Raw genomic sequence first — 20,440 nt, 5'->3', positions numbered from 1 at the left:
GCCCGTCACCGACACCGAGGAGCACACCATGACCACCGATCGACCGAACCCGAACCCGGAGCAGCCCGCCGTGGGCTCCCGCTACGGCACGCAGCCCTACGCGGCCCCGGGCTACGGCGCCCAGCCGGGCAGCCCGTACGGCATCGTCCCGGAGCCGGCCGCGTTCCCCGCGCTCCTGACGCTGACGCTCACGTCGCTCGCGCTGTACGTGCTGTCCTCCCTGCCGGCCCTGTTCGGCGGCGAGGAGAGCATCGAACGCATGCGGGACTCCCTTCGCCAGAGCGGCCTCACCCCCGAGCAGGTGGAGGAGATCGCGCCTGTCGTGGGCGCCTCCGTGACGGTGGGCACGATCATCGTCCTGCTCATCGGCGTGGCCCTGTACGCCCTGGTGTACTTCAACCTCCGCGGGGCCAAGAACTGGGCCCGCATCCTCGGCATCGTCGTCGCGATCCTGGGCACCCTCAGCGCCGTCGGCGGCATCTTCTCCTTCGTGACCTACCCCGGCATCGGCGGCGTGCTGGCCTCCGTGCTCAGCCTGGCGCTGGTGATCGTGAACATCCTGTGGCTGGTCAAGGCCTTCAACCCGCAGGTCGCGGCCTACACCCGTCAGGGCCGCCGCGCCTGACCCCGACGCCGTTCGCCGGCGGCGAGTCCTGGGTCGCCAGCCCTCGCCCCGGCGTCGGCCAGCGGAGACCATGGCGACATGGCCTCCGATCATCGACCCCCGCATCCCGTGTCCCCCGACTCCGACGACCTGGACGGCGGCGGGCGGCCCGTGGTGGGCCCGGATGAGGCGCGGCGGCGCATCGCCGGGCACTCCGGCCCGGACGCCCGCCCGCTCATCCGCCCCGATGCCCGCACCCCCGGCGTGTTCCGGGCGCTGCTCGGGCTCACGGTCGCGTCCGCGGTCCTCTACGCCGCGTCGATCCTGCGGAACCTCCTCCCGGGCGCGGCCCAGGACATCGCGGACTCGCTGCCCGAGGGCGGCGCGCAGTCGCCCGCGATGACCGCCGAGGCCATCGAGGGCGCCCTCACCGGCAGTGTCTGGTTCGCGACCCTGCTGGGTCTGGCGGTCTACGCGATCGTCCTCGTCGGCCTGACCCGGCACAGCAACACGGCGCGCATCATGGGTGCCCTGTTCGCCTCGATCGCCATCTTCGTGACGCTGCTGGGGGCCATCCGCCTGTTCGTCTTCCCCGCCGGGGACGTGGTGCTGCCCCTGGTCCTGGGCGGGCTGTTCGCGCTCGTGAACGCGGCCTGGCTCGTGTGCGCCTTCAACCCGGGCCTCGCAACGACCTTCCTGCGCCGCCGGGCATGATGGGGGCATGCACCCCCTCGACGACGATCCCCACGAGACCACGGACCCCGCCCCCGATCTCGCGTCGCTGCGTCCCCTGCGCCTGTTCCAGACCGTCACGGCCGTCACGGGCGCACTGAGCGCGGCCGGCGTGGGGGGCGTGCTCGCGCTGCAGTCGACGCCCGGCTACGCCCGCGCCGTGCTGGAGGCGCGCTCCTGGGGCGCGAGCGAGGTCACCGACGCCGACGTCGCCGCGTTCCTCACCCCGGCGGGGGCGTGGCCGGTGGCCGCCGCGGCGGTGGTCGTCCTGACCCTGGTGCTCCTGGCCGGCATCACCCGCCGCATCCGGGCCGTGCGCCCCGTGGGGAGCGTGCTCGTGGTGCTGGGGATGCTCACGGCGGCCTTCTGGATGGTCGACGGCGGGCGGATGGTGCAGGCCGGGGGAGGGGGTCCGGTCGTGCTGGGCGCCGTCGTCGGGATGCTCGTGTCCAGCGCGGTGTGGCTGCGTGTGGCGCACCGGCGGGAGACGCGCGCCGCCTTCGACGTCTGAGCTCGGACCGCCCCCGCCTCCGCCTCCGGTCCCGCCCGTCCCCACGCTGAGGCCCGCAGACACACCGCTACGCCGGGCCGGTGACGGCGCGTCTGCGGGCCTCGGCGGGAGGGGGCTCCGCCCACGACGACGGCGGCCCGCCTCCTCGTGCGAGGAGACGGGCCGCCGTCGTGGTGCGGGGGATCAGAACTGGCGGGCCAGGATGGCCTGCTTCACCTCGGAGATCGCCTTGGTCACCTGGATGCCGCGGGGGCACGCGTCGGTGCAGTTGAAGGTCGTGCGGCAGCGCCACACGCCCTCCTTGTCGTTCAGGATCTCCAGGCGCATGTCGCCGGCCTCGTCACGCGAGTCGAAGATGAACCGGTGCGCGTTGACGATGGCGGCCGGGCCGAAGTACTGGCCGTCCGTCCAGAACACCGGGCAGGACGAGGTGCACGCGGCGCACAGGATGCACTTCGTGGTGTCGTCGTAGATCGCCCGGTCGGCCTGGGACTGGTAGCGCTCCTTGGTGGGCGCGTGGCCCTCGGCGACCAGGAACGGCATGATCTCGCGGTAGGACTGGAAGAACGGGTCCATGTCCACGATCAGGTCCTTCTCCACCGGCAGGCCCTTGATGGGCTCCACCAGGATGGGCTTGGACAGGTCGAGGTCCTTCAGGAGCGTCTTGCAGGCCAGGCGGTTGCGGCCGTTGATGCGCATGGCGTCGGAGCCGCACACGCCGTGGGCGCAGGAGCGGCGGAACGACAGGGTGCCGTCGTGGTCCCACTTGACCTTGTGCAGGGCGTCCAGCACGCGGTCGGTGCCGTACATGGTCAGGCGCCACTCGTCCCAGTAGGACTCCTCGGAGGACTCCGGGAGGTAGCGGCGGACCTTGAGCACGATGTCGAAGCTCTCGACCTCGCCTGCGCCGCCACCGGCGGACTGGGTCTGCGCCTGGGCCACGGGGGCCTCGGTCTCGGTTGCTGAGTGGCTCATCAGTACTTACGCTCCATCGGCTGGTAACGGGTCACGACGACGGGCTTGGTCTCGAAGCGGATGCCCTTGACGCCCTCCATCTCCGCGGTCTCGTCACGGTAGATCATGGTGTGCGCCATGAAGTTCTCGTCGTCGCGATCGGGGTAGTCCTCGCGGTAGTGGCCGCCGCGGGACTCCTTGCGGCCCAGGGCCGCGAGGGTCATCGCCTCGGCGATGTCCAGGAGGTAGCCCAGCTCCATGCCCTCGAGCAGGTCGAGGTTGAAGCGGTGGCCCTTGTCCTGGACGGACACGTTCTCGTAGCGGCCGCGCAGCTCCTCGATCTTGGCCAGTGCGCGGCGGATCGAGTCCTCGTCGCGGAAGACCTGCATGTCCGCGTCCATGGACTCCTGGAGCTCGGCGCGGATGTCCGCGACGCGCTCGGAGCCGGTGGCGGAGCGCAGGTTCTCGATGTGCTCCACGGTCGGCAGCTCGCCGCCCTCGGGCAGCTCCACCCAGTCCGCCTGCGCGGCGTACTCGGCGGCGTAGATGCCGGCGCGGCGGCCGAACACGTTGATGTCCAGCAGCGAGTTGGTGCCCAGGCGGTTGGACCCGTGCACGGACACGCAGGCCACCTCGCCGGCGGCGTACAGGCCCGGCACGACGGTGTCGTTGTCCTGGAGGACCTCGGCCTGGATGTTCGTGGGGATGCCGCCCATGAAGTAGTGGCAGGTGGGGAACACCGGCACCGGCTCCGTGTAGGGCTCGACGCCCAGGTACGTGCGGGCGAACTCGGTGATGTCCGGAAGCTTCTCGTCGATGTGCGAGGGCTCCAGGTGCGTCAGGTCGAGCAGCACGTAGTCCTTGTTGGGGCCGGCGCCGCGGCCCTGACGGACCTCCTCGGCCATGGACCGGGCCACGATGTCGCGCGGGGCGAGGTCCTTGATGGTGGGGGCGTAGCGCTCCATGAAGCGCTCGCCGTCCGCGTTGCGGAGGATGCCGCCCTCGCCGCGTGCGGCCTCGGAGAGCAGGATGCCCAGGCCGGCCAGGCCGGTCGGGTGGAACTGCACGAACTCCATGTCCTCGAGCGGCAGGCCCGCGCGGTAGGCGATGGCCATGCCGTCGCCGGTGAGGGTGTGGGCGTTCGAAGTGGTCTTGTACACCTTGCCGGCGCCGCCGGTGGCGAAGATGACCGACTTGGCCTGGAAGACGTGGATCTCGCCGGTGGCCAGCTCGTAGGAGACGACGCCGGCGGTGCGCTTCTGCTTGTAGGCGGTGCCGTCCTCGCGCACGGCGTCCTCCTCCACCAGCAGCAGGTCGAGCACGTAGAACTCGTTGAAGAACTCCACGTTGTGCTTGACGCAGTTCTGGTACAGCGTCTGGAGGATCATGTGGCCGGTGCGGTCCGCGGCGTAGCAGGCGCGGCGCACGGGCGCCTTGCCGTGGTCACGGGTGTGGCCGCCGAAGCGGCGCTGGTCGATCTTGCCCTCGGGGGTGCGGTTGAAGGGCAGGCCCATCTTCTCGAGGTCCAGCACCGCGTCGATGGCCTCCTTGGCCATGACCTCCGCGGCGTCCTGGTCCACCAGGTAGTCGCCGCCCTTGACGGTGTCGAACGTGTGCCACTCCCAGTTGTCCTCCTCGACGTTGGCGAGGGCCGCGCACATGCCGCCCTGGGCCGCGCCGGTGTGGGAACGCGTGGGGTAGATCTTGGTGAGGACGGCGGTGTGCGCGCGCTGACCGGCCTCGATGGCCGCGCGCATGCCCGCGCCGCCGGCGCCGACGATCACCACGTCGTACTTGTGCACCTGCATTCAGGTCTCTCTTTCTGGGTGTCTGTGACGCGGCGGCCGCTCGGGCCGGCCGCACCGCAGGGTGAGCGTTTCCGAGGTCAGCCGCAGAAGGCCGGGGAGCCCTCGAGCAGGGCGCCGGAGGCGTCCACCATGCAGGGATCGAAGGTGAAGATCACCAGGGTGCCGAGGATGATGATCACGGCCGTGGCGATGTACAGGATCATCGTCAGCCAGAAGCGGGCGCTGCCGCGACGGGTGTAGTCGTTGATGATCGTGCGCACGCCGTTGGCGCCGTGCAGCATGGCCAGCCACAGGAGGGCCAGGTCCCAGAACTGCCACAGCGGGTGCGCCCACTTGCCGGCCACGAAGCCGAAGTCGATGGCGTGGATGCCGTCGCCCACCAGCAGGTTGGTGGTCAGGTGCACGGCGATCAGCACGACGAGGAAGACGCCCGAGATGCGCATGAACAGCCAGGCGAGCATCTCGAAGTTGCCGCGGCCGCCGCCGTCGCGCGTGTACTTGGGGTCCAGACGGCGGCTGCGGGGCGCCGCGATGGTGGTCTCAGCGGTGGTGCTCATGGCTCAGTGACCTCCGAGTGCGAGGCTGAAGTGACGGATGGCGAAGCCCAGGGTCAGGACGACCCACAGCCCCAGCACGATCCACAGCAGGGTCTTGTGGTGCTGGGTGCCGCCCTTCCAGAAGTCGACCAGGATGATGCGCAGGCCGTTCAGGGCGTGGAAGATGATCGCCGCGACGAGGCCGGCCTCGCCGAGCGCGAAGTACCACGTCTTGTACGAGCCGATCACGGCGTTGTAGGCCTCGGGGGAGACCCGGACCAGGGCCGTGTCCAGCACGTGGACGAGCAGGTAGAAGAAGATGACGACGCCGGTGACGCGGTGGCCCACCCAGGACCACATGCCGCCGTGGCCCCGGTACAGGGTTCCGCGGCCGTTCTTGGCCGGGGCCTGCGCAGTGGCGCTAGACACGGTTGATACCTCCAGGGGGAATGCACGATCCCGGTCCTCCGCCGTGGGACGACGACGGGCAGGGGCGTGTGCGAGTGGATTCCTCCACCTAGGGTAGACCCTTCCCGCGCCTCCGTGCCCGATCGGGACCCGGGCGACCACTGTGACGCGTGCGGCGCCCCGCCGCCGTCCTGTTCGGTCTGGGCTGTGCCCCGCCTGGGACGCGTCGAGTGGTCCCCCGTCCGGACGGTTCCGTAGTCTGGCCCGGTGAGCACCGATCCGAACCTGACCGATGCCCCGCGCGAGGCCGCGCCGGGCACGGCCCTGTCCCGCTTCCACGCCGTGATCCCCGCCGGGGGCGTGGGCACCCGCCTGTGGCCCCTCTCGCGGGCCGCCGCGCCGAAGTTCCTCCACGACCTCACCGGCTCGGGCCAGACCCTGATCCGTGCCACGTGGGACCGTCTGGCGCCCCTGGCCGCGGGCATGCTCGTGGTGACCGGGGAGGCCCACCGGGAGGCGGTGTGCACGCAGCTGCCGGCCCTGGCGGAGACGGATCTGGTGCTCGAGCCCTCGCCCAAGGACTCCGCGGCCGCCATCGGCCTGGCCGCGGCGATCCTCTCCCTGCGCGACCCGGACACGATCATGGGCTCGTTCGCGGCGGATCAGGTGATCTCCCCGGTGGAGGTCTTCCAGGACGCGGTGCGGCAGGCCGTCGAGACGGCGGCCACGGGCCGGATCGTGACCATCGGCATCGAGCCCACGCACGCGGCCACGGGCTTCGGCTACATCCGCCGGGGCCGCCGCCTCCGCGTGGCCGGCGCCCCAGACGCGCACGACGTCGCCGCGTTCGTGGAGAAGCCGGACCTGAAGGTCGCCCAGCAGTACGTGAAGTCCGGCCGCTACCTCTGGAACGCGGGCATGTTCGTGGCGCCCGTGGGCCTCATGCTGGCCCACCTCGAGGAGAACGAGCCCGCGCTGCACGCCGGCCTGATGGAGATCGCCCGCGCGTGGGAGACGCCGGAGCGGGACGAGGTCATGGCCCGGGTGTGGCCCGAGCTGACGAAGACCGCCATCGACTACGCCGTGGCCGAGCCCGCCGCCGCCGTCGGCGACGTGGCCGTGATCCCCGGCTCCTTCACGTGGGACGACGTGGGGGATTTCGCGGCGATCGCCCGCCTGAACCCGGTCAAGGACGCCTCCGGCATCACGGTGATCGGCGACACCCCGCGCGTGTACTCGGACGACGCGTCCGGCGTCGTGGTGACGGACACGAAGCGCGTCATCGCGCTGATCGGCATCGAGGACGTCGTCGTGGTGGACACCGAGGACGCGCTGCTGGTCACCACCACGGAGCACGCCCAGGAGGTCAAGAAGGCCGTCGAGGCGCTCAAGGCCGAGGGCGTGGACGAGGTCCTCTGACCGCGCCCTGGGCCGGGTCCGGTCCGCATCGACCGGCACCCCCGGAGTAGGGTGCTGGGCCATGACCACCTCCGACTCCGTGCTGACCGGGCCCCGTCCGACCTCCGTCCCCTCGGTGGGCCCCGTGGTGGCCGAGCTCGAGGACGAGATCGTGTCCTTCCGCCGGGACCTGCACCGGCATCCCGAGCTCTCCTATGAGGAGTACCGCACCACCGACCGCATCGTGGAGCTGCTCTCCGGCTATGGGCTCTCGCCCGTGCGGATGGAGTCCACGGGCGCCTACGTGGACGTCGGGGAGGGGCCGGTGGTGCTGGCCCTGCGCGCGGACATCGACGCGCTGCCGGTCGAGGAGGAGACCGGCCTGCCCTACGTGTCCGTCAATGACGGCGTCGCGCACGCGTGCGGCCACGACATGCACACCGCCGTGATGGCGGGTGTGGCCGTCGCCCTCGGCCGCATCCTCCGCGGGGCCACCGCCGACCCCGACCTGCGCGCGGTCGGCGAGCGGGTCCACGGCACGGTCCGCGTCATCTTCCAGCCCGCGGAGGAGCGGCTGCCCGGCGGCTCCCTGGCCGTGCTGCGGCAGGGGATCCTCGACGACGTTCCCCGCATCCTGGCGGCGCACTGCGACCCCCAGGTCGACGTCGGCTCGATCGGCACCCGCATCGGCGCCATCACCTCGGCGGCGGACACGATCCGGATCACCCTCACCGGACGCGGGGGGCACACCTCGCGGCCCCACCTCACCGAGGACATGGTCTTCGCCCTGTCCCAGATCGCCGTGAACGTGCCCGCCGTGCTCTCCCGGCGGATCGACGTGCGCTCGGCCGTCTCCGTGGTGTGGGGGCAGATCGCCGCCGGCAGCGCGCCCAACGCGATCGACAACACCGGCTACCTGGCCGGGACCATGCGCTGCCTCGACGCGGACGTGTGGGAGGAGGCCGGTGCGCTGCTCGACGAGGTGGTCCGGCAGGTGGCCGCGCCGTACGGCGTGCACGTGCAGCTCGAGCACGTGCGCGGCGTCCCGCCGGTGCACAACACCGAGGGCGAGACGGCGCTGATCGAGACCGCGGCGCGGCGGGAGCTCGGCTCGCGGGCGATCGTCCTAACCCCGCAGTCGATGGGCGGCGAGGACTTCGCCTGGATGACCCAGAAGGTGCCCGGCTCCATGCTGCGCCTCGGCACCCGGTCCCCGGGTGGCCCCATCTACGATCTGCACCGCGGGGACTACGCGCCGGACGAGCGGGCCATCGGCGTGGGCATGCGGGTCTTCACCGCCGCCGCGCTGCAGGTGCTCACGGGCGAGGACCACCACTGACCCCGCCGCCCGCACCCGCCGGAGGGGACGGGCCCACCGTTCGGTAGACTCGCGCTCATCCGGACGGGGCCGCCCGCACGGGCCCCGTCTTTCCGCGGCCACCGGCCGCGGGCCTCGCACCGTGCCTTCCGAAATGAGGACCCCATGGGCATCGCCACCCCGTCGGCCGCGCGCCGTCGTCGTCTCCTGCTCCCCGTCGCCGCGCTCGGCGTCTCCGGCCTGCTGCTGACCGCGTGCGGCGCCCCGCCGGAGCAGTCCGAGGCCTCGGGCTCCGGCGCCGCCGAGAGCGAGGCCGCCGCCACCGTGGACGGCGTCGGCTCGGACAACAACGACTACAAGGCCTGCATCGTCTCGGACGAGGGCGGCTTCGACGACCGCTCCTTCAACCAGTCCTCCTACGAGGGCCTCAAGGCCGCGGAGAAGGCCTACGGCATCACCACCAGCGAGGCCGAGTCGAACGAGCCCAGCGAGTACACCCCGAACGTGACCGCCATGGTCAACGCCGATTGCGACGCCGTCATCGGCGTGGGCTTCCTCCTCGGTGACACCATGAAGCCGATCGCCGCCCAGCACTCGGACACCCACTTCTTCGGCGTGGACGTCACCGACGGCGACTTCACCGACAACTTCCAGAAGCTCACCTACGACACGGCGCAGGCGGCGTTCCTGGCCGGCTACCTGGCCGCGGGCACCACCGAGACCGGCACCGTGGCCACCTATGGCGGCATGGAGATCCCCACCGTCACCATCTTCATGGACGGCTTCGCCCGCGGCGTGGAGCACTACAACGAGGTCAAGGACAAGGACGTCAAGGTCCTGGGCTGGGACAAGGACGCGAAGACCGGCTCCTTCACGGGCGACTTCAAGAACGTGGCCAACGGCAAGACGAACACCGCCAACTTCATCAACGAGGGCGCCGACATCGTGATGCCGGTGGCCGGCCCCGTGGGCCTGGGCACCCTGGACGCCGTCCGCGAGGCGAACCAGGGCGGCAAGGACGTCAAGGTCATCTGGCCGGACTCGGACGGCTACGAGTCCACCAAGGACGGCAACCTGATCCTCACCTCGGTGAAGAAGAACATGGGCCAGTCCGTCGCCGACGTGATCGCCGCGGACCTGAAGGACGAGTTCTCGGCCGAGCCCTACGTGGGCACGTTGGAGAACAAGGGCGTCGAGCTGGCCCCGTTCCACGACTTCGAGGACACGGTGCCGCAGGAGCTCAAGGACGAGCTCAAGGATCTCGAGGCCAAGATCGTCTCGGGCGAGCTGAAGGTCGGCTCGGAGTACTCCCCGGAGGCCTGACCCGCCTCGCCACCGCCGCAGGGCCGGCCCGGACCCCTCCGGACCGGCCCCGCGGCGCGCGGGCGCCCGGCCCGCCCCCGCCGCCGAGCGCGGCACCACGAGCATCGACCAGACGGAAGGCCCTCGATGAGGCTCGAACTGCGCGGGATCACCAAGCGCTTCGGCTCGTTCGCCGCGAACGAGGACGTGAACCTGACCGTGGAGTCGGGGCGGGTGCACACCCTCCTCGGCGAGAACGGCGCCGGCAAGTCCACCCTGATGAACGTCCTCTTCGGGCTCTACGAGCCCACCGAGGGGGAGATCCTGCTCGACGGCGAGCCCGTCCGGTTCTCCGGCCCCGGCGAGGCCATGCGCGCGGGCATCGGCATGGTGCACCAGCACTTCATGCTCGTGCCCGTCTTCACGGTGGCCGAGAACGTGGCCCTCGGCGACGAGCACACCCGCGCCCTGGGCGTGCTCGACCTCGAGGCCACCCGCCGGCGGATCCGGGAGATCTCCGCGCAGTACGGCTTCGACGTGGACCCGGACGCCGTCGTCGAGGACCTGCCCGTGGGCGTGCAGCAGCGCGTCGAGATCATCAAGGCCCTCGTCCGCGACGCGCGCATCCTCATCCTGGACGAGCCGACCGCCGTGCTCACCCCCCAGGAGACCGACGAGCTGCTCGGCATCATCCGGCAGCTGCGGGCGGACGGCACGGCGATCGTGTTCATCTCCCACAAGCTGCGCGAGGTCAAGGCCGTCTCGGACGACATCACCGTGCTGCGCCGCGGCCGCGTGGTCGGCACGGCGGAGCCCTCCGCCGAGGCCGCCGAGCTGGCCGCCCTCATGGTGGGCCGGAACGTCGTCCTCGAGCGGCGCAAGACGGCCCCGACCCTGGGGGAGGAGACGTTCCGCGTCGAGGACCTCTCCGTCGTCTCGCCCACGGGCCAGGTGCTGCTGGACGCCGTGTCCTTCGCCGTCCGCCAGGGCGAGGTCCTCGCCGTGGCCGGTGTGCAGGGCAACGGGCAGACGGAGCTGACCGAGGCGATCATGGGCCTGGTCAAGGCCACCGGCTCCGTCACCCTGGACGGCCGGGAGCTGATCGGCCGGTCCACCCGCCAGATCATCCGCGCCGGCGTCGGCTTCGTGCCCGAGGACCGCTCCACGGACGGGCTCGTCGGCCCGTTCTCCGTGGCGGAGAACATGGTGCTCAACCGGTACGACGTCGCCCCGGCCGGCAACGCCGTGCAGATGCGCCCCGCCGCGGTACGGGCGCTCGCCGAGCGCCGCGTGGCCGAGTTCGACGTCCGCACCCAGGGCGTGGACCTGCCGGTCTCCTCCCTCTCGGGAGGCAACCAGCAGAAGGTCGTCATGGCCCGCGAACTCGTGGACGGGCTGCGCCTGTTCATCGCCTCGCAGCCCACGCGCGGCGTGGACGTCGGCTCGATCGAGTTCCTGCACGACCGGATCATCGCCGAGCGCGACGCCGGCACCCCCGTGCTGATCGTCTCCACCGAGCTGGACGAGGTCCTCGAGCTGGCGGACCGGATCGCCGTGATGTACCACGGGCGGATCGTCGGCATCGTGCCGGGGGACACCTCGCGCGAGACGCTCGGCCTCATGATGGCCGGCCAGACCCCCGACGACGCGGCCCTCGCCTCCGGCGCAGACGTCGCCGCGGGCACGCCCGGCACCGCCGGTGAGGCGCCCGCCGCCCACCCCACCACGGAAGGAGAGCGCCCGTGAGCACCGCCGCCCCGCAGCGCCCGGCCCCCGCGTCCGACGCGGCCGCCCGGCCCGCCCCCGCCGACTCCGCCCTGCGCCGGATCCTCTCGGGCAACGGCACGGTCACCGCCCTGGCGATCCTGCTGTCCCTGCTGATCTCCGGCCTGCTGATCATCGCCGTGGACGAGGACGTCCGCGACGCCGCCGGCTACTTCTTCGCCCGCCCGGGCGACCTGCTCTCCGCCGCCTGGGCCGCGTTCGCCGGAGCCTTCGCGGCCCTGTTCCGCGGCGCCGTCTTCAACTACCGGGCCTCGGACGCGACGGGCATGCTCTACCCGCTCACCGAGACCCTCACCGTGGCGACCCCGCTGATCATCATCTCGCTGGGCATCGCCATCGCCTTCCGGGCGGGCCTGTTCAACATCGGCGGCCAGGGTCAGTTCATCTTCGGCGCCATGTTCGCCACGTGGTTCGGCGTGCACCTGCACCTGCCGGCCGGCGTGCACCTGCTGCTCGTCGTCGTGATGGGCGTGCTCGGCGGCGTGCTGTGGGGCTCCGTCGTCGGCGTGCTCAAGGCCTGGACGGGCGCGCACGAGGTGATCCTCACGATCATGCTCAACTACGTGGCGGTGAACCTGCTCGCCTACCTGTTGAACACCCCCGTCCTGCGGGCGCCCGGCACCACGAACCCGGTGTCCGCGCCGCTGGACCGCTCCGCCATGTTCCCGCGGCTGCTGGGGACCGACTTCCGGCTGCACTGGGGCTTCTTCGTCGCGCTGCTGGCCGTGCTCTTCACGTGGTGGCTGATGCAGCGCTCCACCCTCGGCTTCCGCCTGCGGGCCGTGGGCGCCAACCCGCACGCCGCCCGCACGGCCGGCATCTCCGTCAAGGGCTCCTACCTGGCCGCCATGGCGATCTCCGGCGGCCTCGCCGGCCTGGCCGGCGCCACCCACGTCGCCGGCACGGAGAGCACGCTGAACACCTCCGTGGCCGGGTCCTTCGGCTTCGACGCGATCACGGTGGCCCTGCTCGGCCGGTCCCACCCGGTGGGCGTGCTGTTCGCGGGCCTGCTCTTCGGCGCCCTGCGCGCCGGCGGCGTGACCATGCAGACCGAGACCGGGGTGCCGGTCGACATCGTCCTCGTGGTGCAGTCCGTGATCGTGCTGCTCATCGCGGCCCCGCCGCTGGTGCGTGCGATCTTCCGGCTGCCCGCCCCGGGCGCCGCCCGTGCCCGCCGCGCCGCCGACCCCGTGACCCAGCCCGCCGTGGCCGGCGCCGCGCTGACCGGTGCCGCCGGCCACGCCACCGCCCCGTCCACGGGCGTCCAGGAGGCCGCGGCCGCCGCCGTCGCGGACCCGCAGGCTCCGACCACTGCACCCACGGACACGGCCCCGACCCACCGCCCGCACGAGCAGAAGGGGGACGCCCGATGAGCGCGACCGCCGCCCGGCCCCACGCCGACGTCGTCCGCCCCGAGGCCGCCGAGCCCGCCCGGGTCGTGGTCCGGCACTGGACCACCCCAATCGCCCTGACGATCCTGACCCTGCTGGCCCTGGCCGTCTTCGCCCTCGGCGCCCCCGAAGCGACGGCGACCTTCCGGCTCTCCAACGCGTCCGACGCCGTCGTGCTCCCGGACCTGACCGCCGAGCCCGTGCTGTGGGGCTGGCTGCTCGTCGGGCTCATGGCGGTGCTCACCGTGGTGGCCTGGCTGGCGACCCTGCGCTCGGGGCGCACCCCCGGCTGGGCCGCCGCCCTGTTCGCCGTCGCGTTCGTGGCCGCGTTCCTCATCTGGGTGATCGGCTCGGCGGACAACACCACCGTGTTCCTCACCGGCCTGATCGCCGGGTCGTTCGCGCTGGCCGTCCCGCTGATCTTCGGCTCGATGGCCGGCATCCTGGCCGAGCGCTCGGGCGTGGTGAACATCGCGATCGAGGGTCAGCTGCTGGCGGGCGCGTTCACGGCCGCCGTCGTCGGCACCGCCACCGGCTCGCCCTGGGCGGGCCTGGTCGCCGCCATCGTGGCCGGCGTCCTCGTGTCCTGGCTGCTCGCCGTGTTCTCGATCAAGTACCTGGTCAACCAGGTGATCGTCGGCGTCGTGCTCAACGTGCTCGTCGCCGGCCTGACGAGCTTCCTGTACTCCACCGTCCTCACCGGCGGGGACACCGAGCTCAACGCGCCGCCGCACTTCCCGAACCTGCGGATCCCGGGCCTGGCGGACATCCCCGTGCTCGGGCCCATCCTGTTCGACCAGACGATCCTGGGCTACGCGATGTACCTGCTCGTGATCGCGCTGTGGTTCGCCCTGTTCCGCACCCGCTGGGGCCTGCGCGTGCGCGCCGTGGGCGAGCACCCCAAGGCCGCGGACACCGTGGGCATCGACGTGAACCGCACGCGGTACGCCGCCGTCCTGCTGGGCGGTGCGGTGGCCGGCATGGGTGGGGCGTTCTTCACGCTCGTCTCCGCGTCGTCCTTCACCAAGGAGATGACGGCGGGCCAGGGCTTCATCGCGCTCGCGGCCGTGATCTTCGGCCGCTGGAACCCGATCGGCGCGTTCTTCGCGGCGCTGCTGTTCGGCTTCGCCACCAACATGCAGTACGTCCTGGCGATCCTCGGCACCCCGGTGCCGAGCCAGTTCATGGCGATGCTCCCGTACCTCGTCACGGTGTTCGCCGTGGCCGGCCTCGTGGGTCGCTCGCGCGGCCCGGCCGCCTCGGGCGTGCCGTACGTGAAGGAGTAGCCGTGGCGGACGGGCAGCACACGACGACGGCGCCGCGCGTGGACTGGGACCGGCTGCGGGCCGCGGCCCTGGCCGCCACGGAGCACGCCTACGTGCCCTACTCGGGGTTCCGGGTGGGCGCCGCCGCGCTCACCGACGACGGCCGCCTCGTCTCGGGCTGCAACATCGAGAACGCGTCCTACGGGCTGACGCTGTGCGCCGAGTGCGCGCTGCTGGCCGACCTGCGCATGGGCGGGGGCGGCCGACTGGCCGCGTTCGTGTGCGTGGACGGCGAGGGCGTGCTCACCATGCCCTGCGGGCGGTGCCGCCAGCTGCTGTACGAGTTCCGCGCCCCCGGGCTCGTGCTGCTCACCCCGGCGGGGGAGCGGGGGATCGACGCGGTGCTGCCGGACGCCTTCGGCCCGGCCGACCTGGAGCGGGCGGCCCGTCCCTGACCTGCGGCGCGCTCCCGGGCCCGCTCGCTAGAGTCGGAGGCTGACCGTCGCAGCCGTCCCCCGAGGAGACCCCCATGACCGCGCAGCCGCAGGCCGAGCCCTTCGACGCCGTCGAGGTGATCCGCACCAAGCGGGATCGGGGGACGCTGTCGCCCGAGCAGATCGACTGGGTGGTGGACGCGTACACCCGCGGCGTGGTGGCGGACGAGCAGATGTCCGCCCTGGCCATGGCGATCCTGCTCAACGGCATGGACCGCGCCGAGATCGCCCGCTGGACGGACGCGATGATCGCCTCGGGCGAGCGCATGGACTTCGGCGGGCTCACCACCCCGGACGGCCGCCCCCTGGCCACCGCGGACAAGCACTCCACCGGCGGCGTGGGGGACAAGATCACCCTGCCGCTGGCCCCCCTCGTGGCCTCCTTCGGGGTGGCCGTGCCGCAGCTGTCCGGCCGCGGCCTCGGCCACACCGGCGGCACCCTGGACAAGCTCGAGGCGATCCCCGGGTGGCGGGCCGACCTCAGCAACGAGGCGATGCTGCGCCAGCTCTCCGAGGTGGGCGCCGTGATCTGCGCGGCCGGCTCGGGCCTGGCCCCGGCGGACAAGCGCCTGTACGCCCTGCGCGACGTCACCGGCACGGTGGAGGCCATCCCGCTGATCGCCTCCTCGATCATGTCCAAGAAGATCGCCGAGGGCACCGGCGCCCTCGTGCTGGACGTCAAGTGCGGCTCGGGCGCGTTCATGAAGGACGAGGCGTCCGCCCGCGAGCTGGCCCGGACCATGGTGGACCTCGGCCGGGACGCCGGGGTGGACACCTCGGCGCTGCTCACGGACATGTCCGTGCCCCTGGGCCGGACGGCCGGCAACGCCCTCGAGGTCCGCGAGTCGGTGGAGGTGCTCGCCGGCGGCGGCCCGGCCGACGTCGTGGAGCTCACCGTGGCGCTCGCCGCCGCGATGCTCGCCGGCGCCGGGGTCACGGACGTGGACCCGGCCGAGCACCTGGCCAACGGCCGGGCGATGGACGTGTGGAACCGGATGATCGAGGCCCAGGGTGGCGACCCGCGCGCGGACCTCCCGACGGCGGCCCACACCGAGGACGTCGTCGCGGAGACGGACGGCGTCCTCACCGAGCTGGACGCGATGGCCGTGGGCCTGGCCGCGTGGCGCCTCGGCGCCGGGCGGGAGCGACAGGGCCAGGCCGTCCAGGCCGCGGCCGGCGTCGAGGTGCACGTGCGCCCCGGCGAGCGCGTGGCCCGGGGCCAGAAGGTGCTGACCCTGCACACGGACACGCCGGAGCGCTTCGAGCGGGCGAAGGCCGCGCTCGCCGGCGGCTGGGCGGTCGGCGAGCTCGACGACGACGCCGCCCGGGCCCTGCGCGAGCGCTCCGTGATCCTGGACCGGATCGGCTGACCGGATGCTCGCGTGGCTCGAGGGGGCGATCCTCCACGCCTCCGCGCAGTGGTGGGTTCTGCCGCTGACGCTGCTGCTGTGCCTGCTCGACGGCATCGTGCCGGTCTTCCCGTCGGAGTCGGTGCTGGTGGCCCTCGGCGCGATCGTCCGCGACGGGCATCCGTTCTCCCTGTGGGCGCTGTGGGGGGTCGGCTTCGCGGGCGCGTTCCTGGGGGACGTGGCCGCGTACGCGATCGGCCGTGCCGTGGGCGTGGAGCGGTTCCGGTGGATGCGGCTGCGGCGGGTGCGGGCCACGGTCGAGGTCGCCCGTCACCACCTGCACAGCCACGGCGCGCTGCTGCTGTTCACCGCTCGGTTCATCCCCGGCGGCCGCGTGGCCCTGAACCTCACGGCCGGCGCCACCCGCTATCCGCCGGTGCGGTTCGTGGGGCTGGACCTGCTCTCCACGGCCAGCTGGGCCGCGTATTCGATCATGATCGCGCGCCTGACCGCGGGCTGGCTGGAGAACCCGGTGCTGCAGATCGCCGCCTCCGTGACGGGCGCGGCGCTCGTGGGCCTGCTGCTGGACCGGCTGCTCAAGGCCCTGCTGCGCCGCCGGCTGGGCGCCGGGGTGAAGGGCCTCACCCTGGCCGAGCAGGAGGCCCTGCGCTGAGCGCCCTGCCGTAGAGTGACGCCCGTGACGACGACGCAGCTTCCGGACACCGCATCCCCCTCCCCGCTCGAGGTCGACCTGGCCGTCCTGCCCAAGGTCTCCCTCCACGACCACCTCGACGGCGGCCTGCGCGTGGGCACCGTCCTCGACCTGGCCCGCGAGGCCGGCGTCGAGGTCCCCGCGGACACCGTCGAGGGCCTGGCCGAGTGGATCGCCGAGCACGCCAACGGCGAGTCCCTCGAGAAGTACCTGCAGGTCTTCGCCCTGACCACCGCTGTGATGCAGACCCGCGAGCAGCTGCGCCGCGTGGCCCGCGAGTTCGTCGAGGACCTGGTCGCCGACGGCGTCGTCTACGGCGAGATCCGCTGGGCCCCCGAGCAGCACCTGGCCGGCGGGCTGAGCCTGGACGAGGCGGTCGAGGCCGTGCAGGCCGGCCTGGACGAGGCGGTCGAGGCCGCCGACGCCGCGGGCCACGTGATCCGCGTGGGCCAGCTGGTCACCGCGATGCGGCACGCCGACCGGGCCCAGGAGATCGCCGAGCTGGCCGTGCGCCACCGCGAGGCCGGCGTCGTGGGCTTCGACATCGCGGGCGCCGAGGCCGGGTTCCCGCCCTCCCGCTTCGCCGACACCTTCACGTGGCTGGCCGCCCACCACCTGCCCGTCACCGTGCACGCGGGCGAGGGCGACGGGCTCGACTCCGTCCGCTCGGCCCTCGTGGACGGCCGCGCGCTGCGCCTGGGCCACGGCGTGCGCCTGGCCGAGGACATCTCGGTGGAGTACGGCGGCGTGGACGAGGACGGCGAGCAGCTGGACGAGCTGACCGGCCTCGTGGACCTGGGCGAGACCGCCGCGTGGGTGCGGGACCGGCAGATCGCCCTGGAGGTCTGCCCGTCCTCGAACCTGCAGACCGGCGCGGTGGACGCCGCGGCGGGCATCGCGGGCCATCCCATCGACCTGCTCGTGCAGCTCGGCTTCCGCGTCACCGTGAACACGGACAACCGGCTCGTCTCGGACGTGTCCCTGACCGACGAGCTCTACCTGCTCGCCGAGACCTTCGGCTACTCGCTCTCCGAGCTGCTGGACCTGCAGCTCAACGCCGCCGAGGCCGCCTTCCTGCCCGTGGACGAGCGCGAGGACCTCGCCGAGATCCTCGTGGCCGGCTGGGGCGAGGTCATCTCCGGCGACGCCGTCGGCCCGGTCCTCGAAGAGCTGGACGACGAGGACGAGGACGACTGATCCGCCCGTGAGCGCGAGTGTGGACCGTCTGGTGGCGGTGGTCGAGGCACTGCGCGACCACTGTCCGTGGACGGCCGCGCTCACCCACGCCGACCTCGCCGAGTACCTCGTGGAGGAGGCGTACGAGGCGGTGGCGGAGATCGAGTCCCGCGACGCCGCCGCATGGGCCGACGTGCCCGCGCGTCGGGCCGACGGCGCGTACCCCGCCCTGGCCGCCGAGCTCGGGGACGTCCTGTTCCAGGTGGTGCTGCACGCCGCCGTCTCCCGGGAGCCGGGCGCCCCGGCGGAGACGGCCGGGTTCCGCCTGGACGACGCCGCCGACGCCCTCACCGCCAAGATGATCCGGCGCAACCCGCTCGTGCTCACCCCCGAGGGCGGCCTGCGACCGGCCGAGGAGCTCGCCGCCGTCACGCCCGAGGCCGTCGAGCTGGCCTGGGAGCGGGTCAAGGCGCAGGAGCGGGCCGCCGCGGGGCTCTCGTCCGCCGCCCCGGCCCACGGCGACGGCGGCACCGGCCCGGGCCTCGACGTCGGCGACATCCCGGCCCGGCTGCCGGCGCTGGCCGCCGCCGCGAAGGTGGTCGACCGCGCGGCCCGGCAGGAGCCGGACCCGCTCGCGGCGCACGTCCCGGTGCCGGCCGCGGAGGCGGGGGAGCGTCCGGTGGCGGTGTGGCCGGACGAGACCGCGCTCGGGGCGGAGCTGTTCGCGCTGGTGCGCCGGGCCCGGGCGGCGGGGCTCGACCCCGAACGGGCCCTGCGCACCACGGTGGCGCGGGTGCGTGCGGGGGACTGGTCGGCCCTGCGCCCGTCCGGCTGACGCGGCGCCGCGCCGGCCCGGCCGCAGCCCCGACCGCGCCCCAGCGACATCGCAGCAGGGGGGAACGGCGGTCTTGTCGCCGGCGCGCGGCCGACTGGAACCGGAGGTCCCCGCTAGGCTGAGGCCGTGTCCACGCCGCGGGCACGACTTCCGACTTCGATTGAAGGAGACCCGTCCATGGCCCTGATCGACGCCATCCACGCTCGCGAGATCCTCGACTCGCGCGGCAACCCCACCGTCGAGGTGGAGGTCCTGCTCACCGACGGCTCCCTGGGCCGCGCGGCCGTGCCCTCGGGCGCGTCCACCGGCGAGTTCGAGGCGGTCGAGCGCCGTGACGGGGACAAGAAGCGCTACGGCGGCAAGGGTGTGCTGGACGCCGTCGCCGCCGTCGGGGGCATCGCGGAGGAGCTCGAGGGCGAGTTCGCCGCGGACCAGCGCGCCGTGGACCGCGCGATGCTGGACCTGGACGGCACCCCCAACAAGGGCAAGCTGGGCGCGAACGCGATCCTGGGCGTGTCCATGGCCGTCGCGGCGGCCGCCGCGCAGGCCTCCGACCTCTTGCTCTACAAGTACCTGGGCGGCCCGAACGCCCACGTGCTGCCCGTGCCGATGATGAACATCCTCAACGGCGGCGCCCACGCGGACTCCAACGTGGACATCCAGGAGTTCATGATCGCCCCGATCGGCGCCCCGTCCTTCCGCGAGGCCCTGCGCTGGGGCACCGAGGTCTATCACGCCCTGAAGACCGTGCTGCAGGAGAAGGGCCTGTCCACCGGCCTGGGCGACGAGGGCGGGTTCGCCCCGTCCCTGGAGTCCAACCGCGCCGCCCTGGACCTCATCGCCGAGGCCGTGACGAAGGCCGGCTACCGCCTGGGCGAGGACATCGCGCTGGCGCTGGACGTCGCCTCCTCCGAGTTCTTCGACAAGGGCTCCTACACCTTCGAGGGCCAGCAGCGCTCCGCCGAGGAGATGGCCGCCTACTACACCGAGCTGGTGGACAACTACCCGATCGTCTCCATCGAGGACCCGCTCGACGAGGACGACTGGGACGGCTGGCAGCACCTGACGGCGCAGCTGGGCGATCGCGTCCAGCTGGTGGGCGACGACCTGTTCGTCACCAACGTGGAGCGGCTGCAGCGCGGCATCGACGAGAAGGCCGGCAACGCCCTGCTCGTGAAGGTCAACCAGATCGGCTCCCTGACCGAGACCTTCGACGCGATCTCCCTGGCCCAGCGCCACATGTTCCACTGCATGATCTCGCACCGCTCGGGCGAGACCGAGGACACGTTCATCGCGGACCTCGCGGTGGCCACCAACGCCGGCCAGATCAAGACCGGCGCCCCGGCCCGCTCGGACCGCGTGGCCAAGTACAACCAGCTGCTGCGCATCGAGGAGGACCTGGCCGACGCCGCCGTCTACGCGGGCCGCTCCGCCTTCCCGCGCTTCCGCGGCTGACCGTCCCCGACGACGACGCGCGGGCCCGCCCGGATCCTTCCGGGCGGGCCCGCGCCCGTCCCGGCGCGACCAGGATCCTGTCAGGGGCGGGCAGTAGGCTGGGAGGGTCCCCGCCACGCGTCCGAAGGAGTCCGCGATGAGTCCGCGCCGCCCCCGCGTGCCCCGTGTCGACCCGACGACGGGCGCCCCGCGCCGGACCGCCGTCGCGGCCCCGGCGACGGCCTCCCCGGAGGCGGACGCGCCCACGCCGACCCCTGAGGCCACCACGCCGACGCCCGCGGCCACGGGCGCCGAGGTCATCGACCTGCACAGCGTCCAGGAGCGCCGCCAGGCCGGTCACCACGGACACCTGGACGGGCACCCGGACGCGGACCGGGCTGACACGGCCCCCGCCGCCCCCGCGTCCC

19 protein-coding genes and 1 pseudogene are annotated in these 20,440 nt (G+C 72.9%); 16 read left to right on the top strand and 4 right to left on the bottom strand.

The window, feature by feature from the left end; all coding sequences use genetic code 11:
- Positions 1 to 28: 28 nt before the first annotated feature.
- The 3 genes from ACFI33_RS08755 to ACFI33_RS08745 all read left to right on the top strand — a co-directional run bounded on the left by ACFI33_RS08755 (position 29) and on the right by ACFI33_RS08745 (position 1,847).
- Complete coding sequence (locus ACFI33_RS08755; protein ID WP_041105172.1) at positions 29 to 625, top strand: hypothetical protein; 597 nt, start codon at positions 29 to 31, stop codon at positions 623 to 625.
- Positions 626 to 703: 78 nt separating this feature from the next.
- On the top strand, positions 704 to 1,318 hold the full coding sequence (locus ACFI33_RS08750; protein ID WP_181743507.1) for a hypothetical protein: 615 nt from the start codon (positions 704 to 706) through the stop codon (positions 1,316 to 1,318).
- A 7-nt stretch (positions 1,319 to 1,325) separates the two neighbouring features.
- The gene (locus tag ACFI33_RS08745) at positions 1,326 to 1,847 is read left to right on the top strand and encodes a hypothetical protein (RefSeq protein ID WP_101965726.1); all 522 of its coding nucleotides are present in this window, start codon (positions 1,326 to 1,328) and stop codon (positions 1,845 to 1,847) included.
- 183 nt (positions 1,848 to 2,030) lie between these two features.
- Here ACFI33_RS08745 and ACFI33_RS08740 read toward each other — a convergent pair whose 3' ends face one another.
- The 4 genes from ACFI33_RS08740 to sdhC form a co-directional block, all read right to left on the bottom strand.
- Positions 2,031 to 2,822 (bottom strand): succinate dehydrogenase iron-sulfur subunit, encoded by a 792-nt coding sequence (locus tag ACFI33_RS08740; RefSeq protein WP_002856582.1) that lies wholly within the window; start codon positions 2,820 to 2,822, stop codon positions 2,031 to 2,033.
- Complete coding sequence (gene sdhA / locus ACFI33_RS08735) at positions 2,822 to 4,609, bottom strand: succinate dehydrogenase flavoprotein subunit (protein WP_078025778.1); 1,788 nt, start codon at positions 4,607 to 4,609, stop codon at positions 2,822 to 2,824. Before sdhA ends, ACFI33_RS08740 begins: the two co-directional genes overlap by 1 nt.
- A gap of 77 nt (positions 4,610 to 4,686) precedes the next feature.
- Positions 4,687 to 5,166, bottom strand: coding sequence for a succinate dehydrogenase hydrophobic membrane anchor subunit (locus ACFI33_RS08730; protein WP_036314556.1), 480 nt, complete (start codon positions 5,164 to 5,166; stop codon positions 4,687 to 4,689).
- A 3-nt stretch (positions 5,167 to 5,169) separates the two neighbouring features.
- Entirely contained in the window at positions 5,170 to 5,574 is a 405-nt protein-coding gene (gene sdhC, locus ACFI33_RS08725; protein ID WP_078025777.1) for a succinate dehydrogenase, cytochrome b556 subunit, read from the bottom strand.
- Positions 5,575 to 5,820: 246 nt separating this feature from the next.
- Between sdhC and ACFI33_RS08720 the strand changes: the two genes are divergently transcribed.
- The 13 genes and pseudogenes from ACFI33_RS08720 to ACFI33_RS08660 all read left to right on the top strand — a co-directional run.
- Positions 5,821 to 6,972: a mannose-1-phosphate guanylyltransferase gene (locus ACFI33_RS08720; RefSeq protein WP_002856569.1), complete on the top strand. Its 1,152-nt coding sequence runs from the start codon at positions 5,821 to 5,823 to the stop codon at positions 6,970 to 6,972.
- Between the two features lie 61 nt (positions 6,973 to 7,033).
- Positions 7,034 to 8,290 carry an amidohydrolase gene (locus tag ACFI33_RS08715; RefSeq protein ID WP_036314553.1) on the top strand — a complete coding sequence of 419 codons (1,257 nt, stop codon included), beginning with the start codon at positions 7,034 to 7,036 and terminating at the stop codon, positions 8,288 to 8,290.
- A gap of 144 nt (positions 8,291 to 8,434) precedes the next feature.
- Positions 8,435 to 9,592, top strand: a complete 1,158-nt coding sequence (locus ACFI33_RS08710; RefSeq protein WP_144862123.1) for a BMP family lipoprotein — start codon at positions 8,435 to 8,437, stop codon at positions 9,590 to 9,592.
- Between the two features lie 126 nt (positions 9,593 to 9,718).
- Entirely contained in the window at positions 9,719 to 11,317 is a 1,599-nt protein-coding gene (locus ACFI33_RS08705) for an ABC transporter ATP-binding protein (RefSeq protein ID WP_036313325.1), read from the top strand.
- On the top strand, positions 11,314 to 12,729 hold the full coding sequence (locus ACFI33_RS08700; protein ID WP_462623946.1) for an ABC transporter permease: 1,416 nt from the start codon (positions 11,314 to 11,316) through the stop codon (positions 12,727 to 12,729). The genes ACFI33_RS08705 and ACFI33_RS08700 overlap by 4 nt, the downstream gene beginning before the upstream one ends.
- Positions 12,726 to 14,033 (top strand): ABC transporter permease, encoded by a 1,308-nt coding sequence (locus tag ACFI33_RS08695; RefSeq protein WP_462623945.1) that lies wholly within the window; start codon positions 12,726 to 12,728, stop codon positions 14,031 to 14,033. The genes ACFI33_RS08700 and ACFI33_RS08695 overlap by 4 nt, the downstream gene beginning before the upstream one ends.
- Before the next feature lie 2 nt (positions 14,034 to 14,035).
- Complete coding sequence (locus ACFI33_RS08690) at positions 14,036 to 14,467, top strand: cytidine deaminase (RefSeq protein WP_095695390.1); 432 nt, start codon at positions 14,036 to 14,038, stop codon at positions 14,465 to 14,467.
- Positions 14,468 to 14,541: 74 nt separating this feature from the next.
- Complete coding sequence (locus ACFI33_RS08685) at positions 14,542 to 15,876, top strand: thymidine phosphorylase (protein WP_036317816.1); 1,335 nt, start codon at positions 14,542 to 14,544, stop codon at positions 15,874 to 15,876.
- A 4-nt stretch (positions 15,877 to 15,880) separates the two neighbouring features.
- Positions 15,881 to 16,528 (top strand): DedA family protein, encoded by a 648-nt coding sequence (locus tag ACFI33_RS08680; protein ID WP_095695391.1) that lies wholly within the window; start codon positions 15,881 to 15,883, stop codon positions 16,526 to 16,528.
- A 24-nt stretch (positions 16,529 to 16,552) separates the two neighbouring features.
- Positions 16,553 to 17,764, top strand: coding sequence for an adenosine deaminase (locus ACFI33_RS08675; RefSeq protein WP_010079334.1), 1,212 nt, complete (start codon positions 16,553 to 16,555; stop codon positions 17,762 to 17,764).
- A 7-nt stretch (positions 17,765 to 17,771) separates the two neighbouring features.
- The gene (locus ACFI33_RS08670; protein WP_144862114.1) at positions 17,772 to 18,578 is read left to right on the top strand and encodes a MazG nucleotide pyrophosphohydrolase domain-containing protein; all 807 of its coding nucleotides are present in this window, start codon (positions 17,772 to 17,774) and stop codon (positions 18,576 to 18,578) included.
- A 177-nt stretch (positions 18,579 to 18,755) separates the two neighbouring features.
- Positions 18,756 to 20,033, top strand: a complete 1,278-nt coding sequence (eno, locus tag ACFI33_RS08665; RefSeq protein WP_144862112.1) for a phosphopyruvate hydratase — start codon at positions 18,756 to 18,758, stop codon at positions 20,031 to 20,033.
- Between the two features lie 136 nt (positions 20,034 to 20,169).
- Positions 20,170 to 20,440, top strand: a pseudogene (locus ACFI33_RS08660) (FtsB family cell division protein); the annotation flags it as partial.

This window comes from Micrococcus sp. PSi08 (genome assembly GCF_054960655.1).
The sequence above is the reverse complement of the archived record's forward strand: the minus strand, read 5'-3'. Positions and strand labels throughout refer to the sequence as shown.

Excerpts from the sequence above, each read along its gene's own strand:
- ACFI33_RS08755 (WP_041105172.1), top strand. The coding sequence starts at position 29 with ATGACCACCGATCGACCGAACCCGAACCCGGAGCAGCCCGCCGTGGGC.
- ACFI33_RS08750 (WP_181743507.1), top strand. The coding sequence starts at position 704 with ATGGCCTCCGATCATCGACCCCCGCATCCCGTGTCCCCCGACTCCGAC.
- ACFI33_RS08745 (WP_101965726.1), top strand. The coding sequence starts at position 1,326 with ATGCACCCCCTCGACGACGATCCCCACGAGACCACGGACCCCGCCCCC.
- ACFI33_RS08740 (WP_002856582.1), bottom strand. The coding sequence starts at position 2,822 with ATGAGCCACTCAGCAACCGAGACCGAGGCCCCCGTGGCCCAGGCGCAG.
- sdhA (WP_078025778.1), bottom strand. The coding sequence starts at position 4,609 with ATGCAGGTGCACAAGTACGACGTGGTGATCGTCGGCGCCGGCGGCGCG.
- ACFI33_RS08730 (WP_036314556.1), bottom strand. The coding sequence starts at position 5,166 with ATGAGCACCACCGCTGAGACCACCATCGCGGCGCCCCGCAGCCGCCGT.
- ACFI33_RS08715 (WP_036314553.1), top strand. The coding sequence starts at position 7,034 with ATGACCACCTCCGACTCCGTGCTGACCGGGCCCCGTCCGACCTCCGTC.
- ACFI33_RS08710 (WP_144862123.1), top strand. The coding sequence starts at position 8,435 with ATGGGCATCGCCACCCCGTCGGCCGCGCGCCGTCGTCGTCTCCTGCTC.
- ACFI33_RS08705 (WP_036313325.1), top strand. The coding sequence starts at position 9,719 with ATGAGGCTCGAACTGCGCGGGATCACCAAGCGCTTCGGCTCGTTCGCC.
- ACFI33_RS08695 (WP_462623945.1), top strand. The coding sequence starts at position 12,726 with ATGAGCGCGACCGCCGCCCGGCCCCACGCCGACGTCGTCCGCCCCGAG.
- ACFI33_RS08685 (WP_036317816.1), top strand. The coding sequence starts at position 14,542 with ATGACCGCGCAGCCGCAGGCCGAGCCCTTCGACGCCGTCGAGGTGATC.
- ACFI33_RS08680 (WP_095695391.1), top strand. The coding sequence starts at position 15,881 with ATGCTCGCGTGGCTCGAGGGGGCGATCCTCCACGCCTCCGCGCAGTGG.
- eno (WP_144862112.1), top strand. The coding sequence starts at position 18,756 with ATGGCCCTGATCGACGCCATCCACGCTCGCGAGATCCTCGACTCGCGC.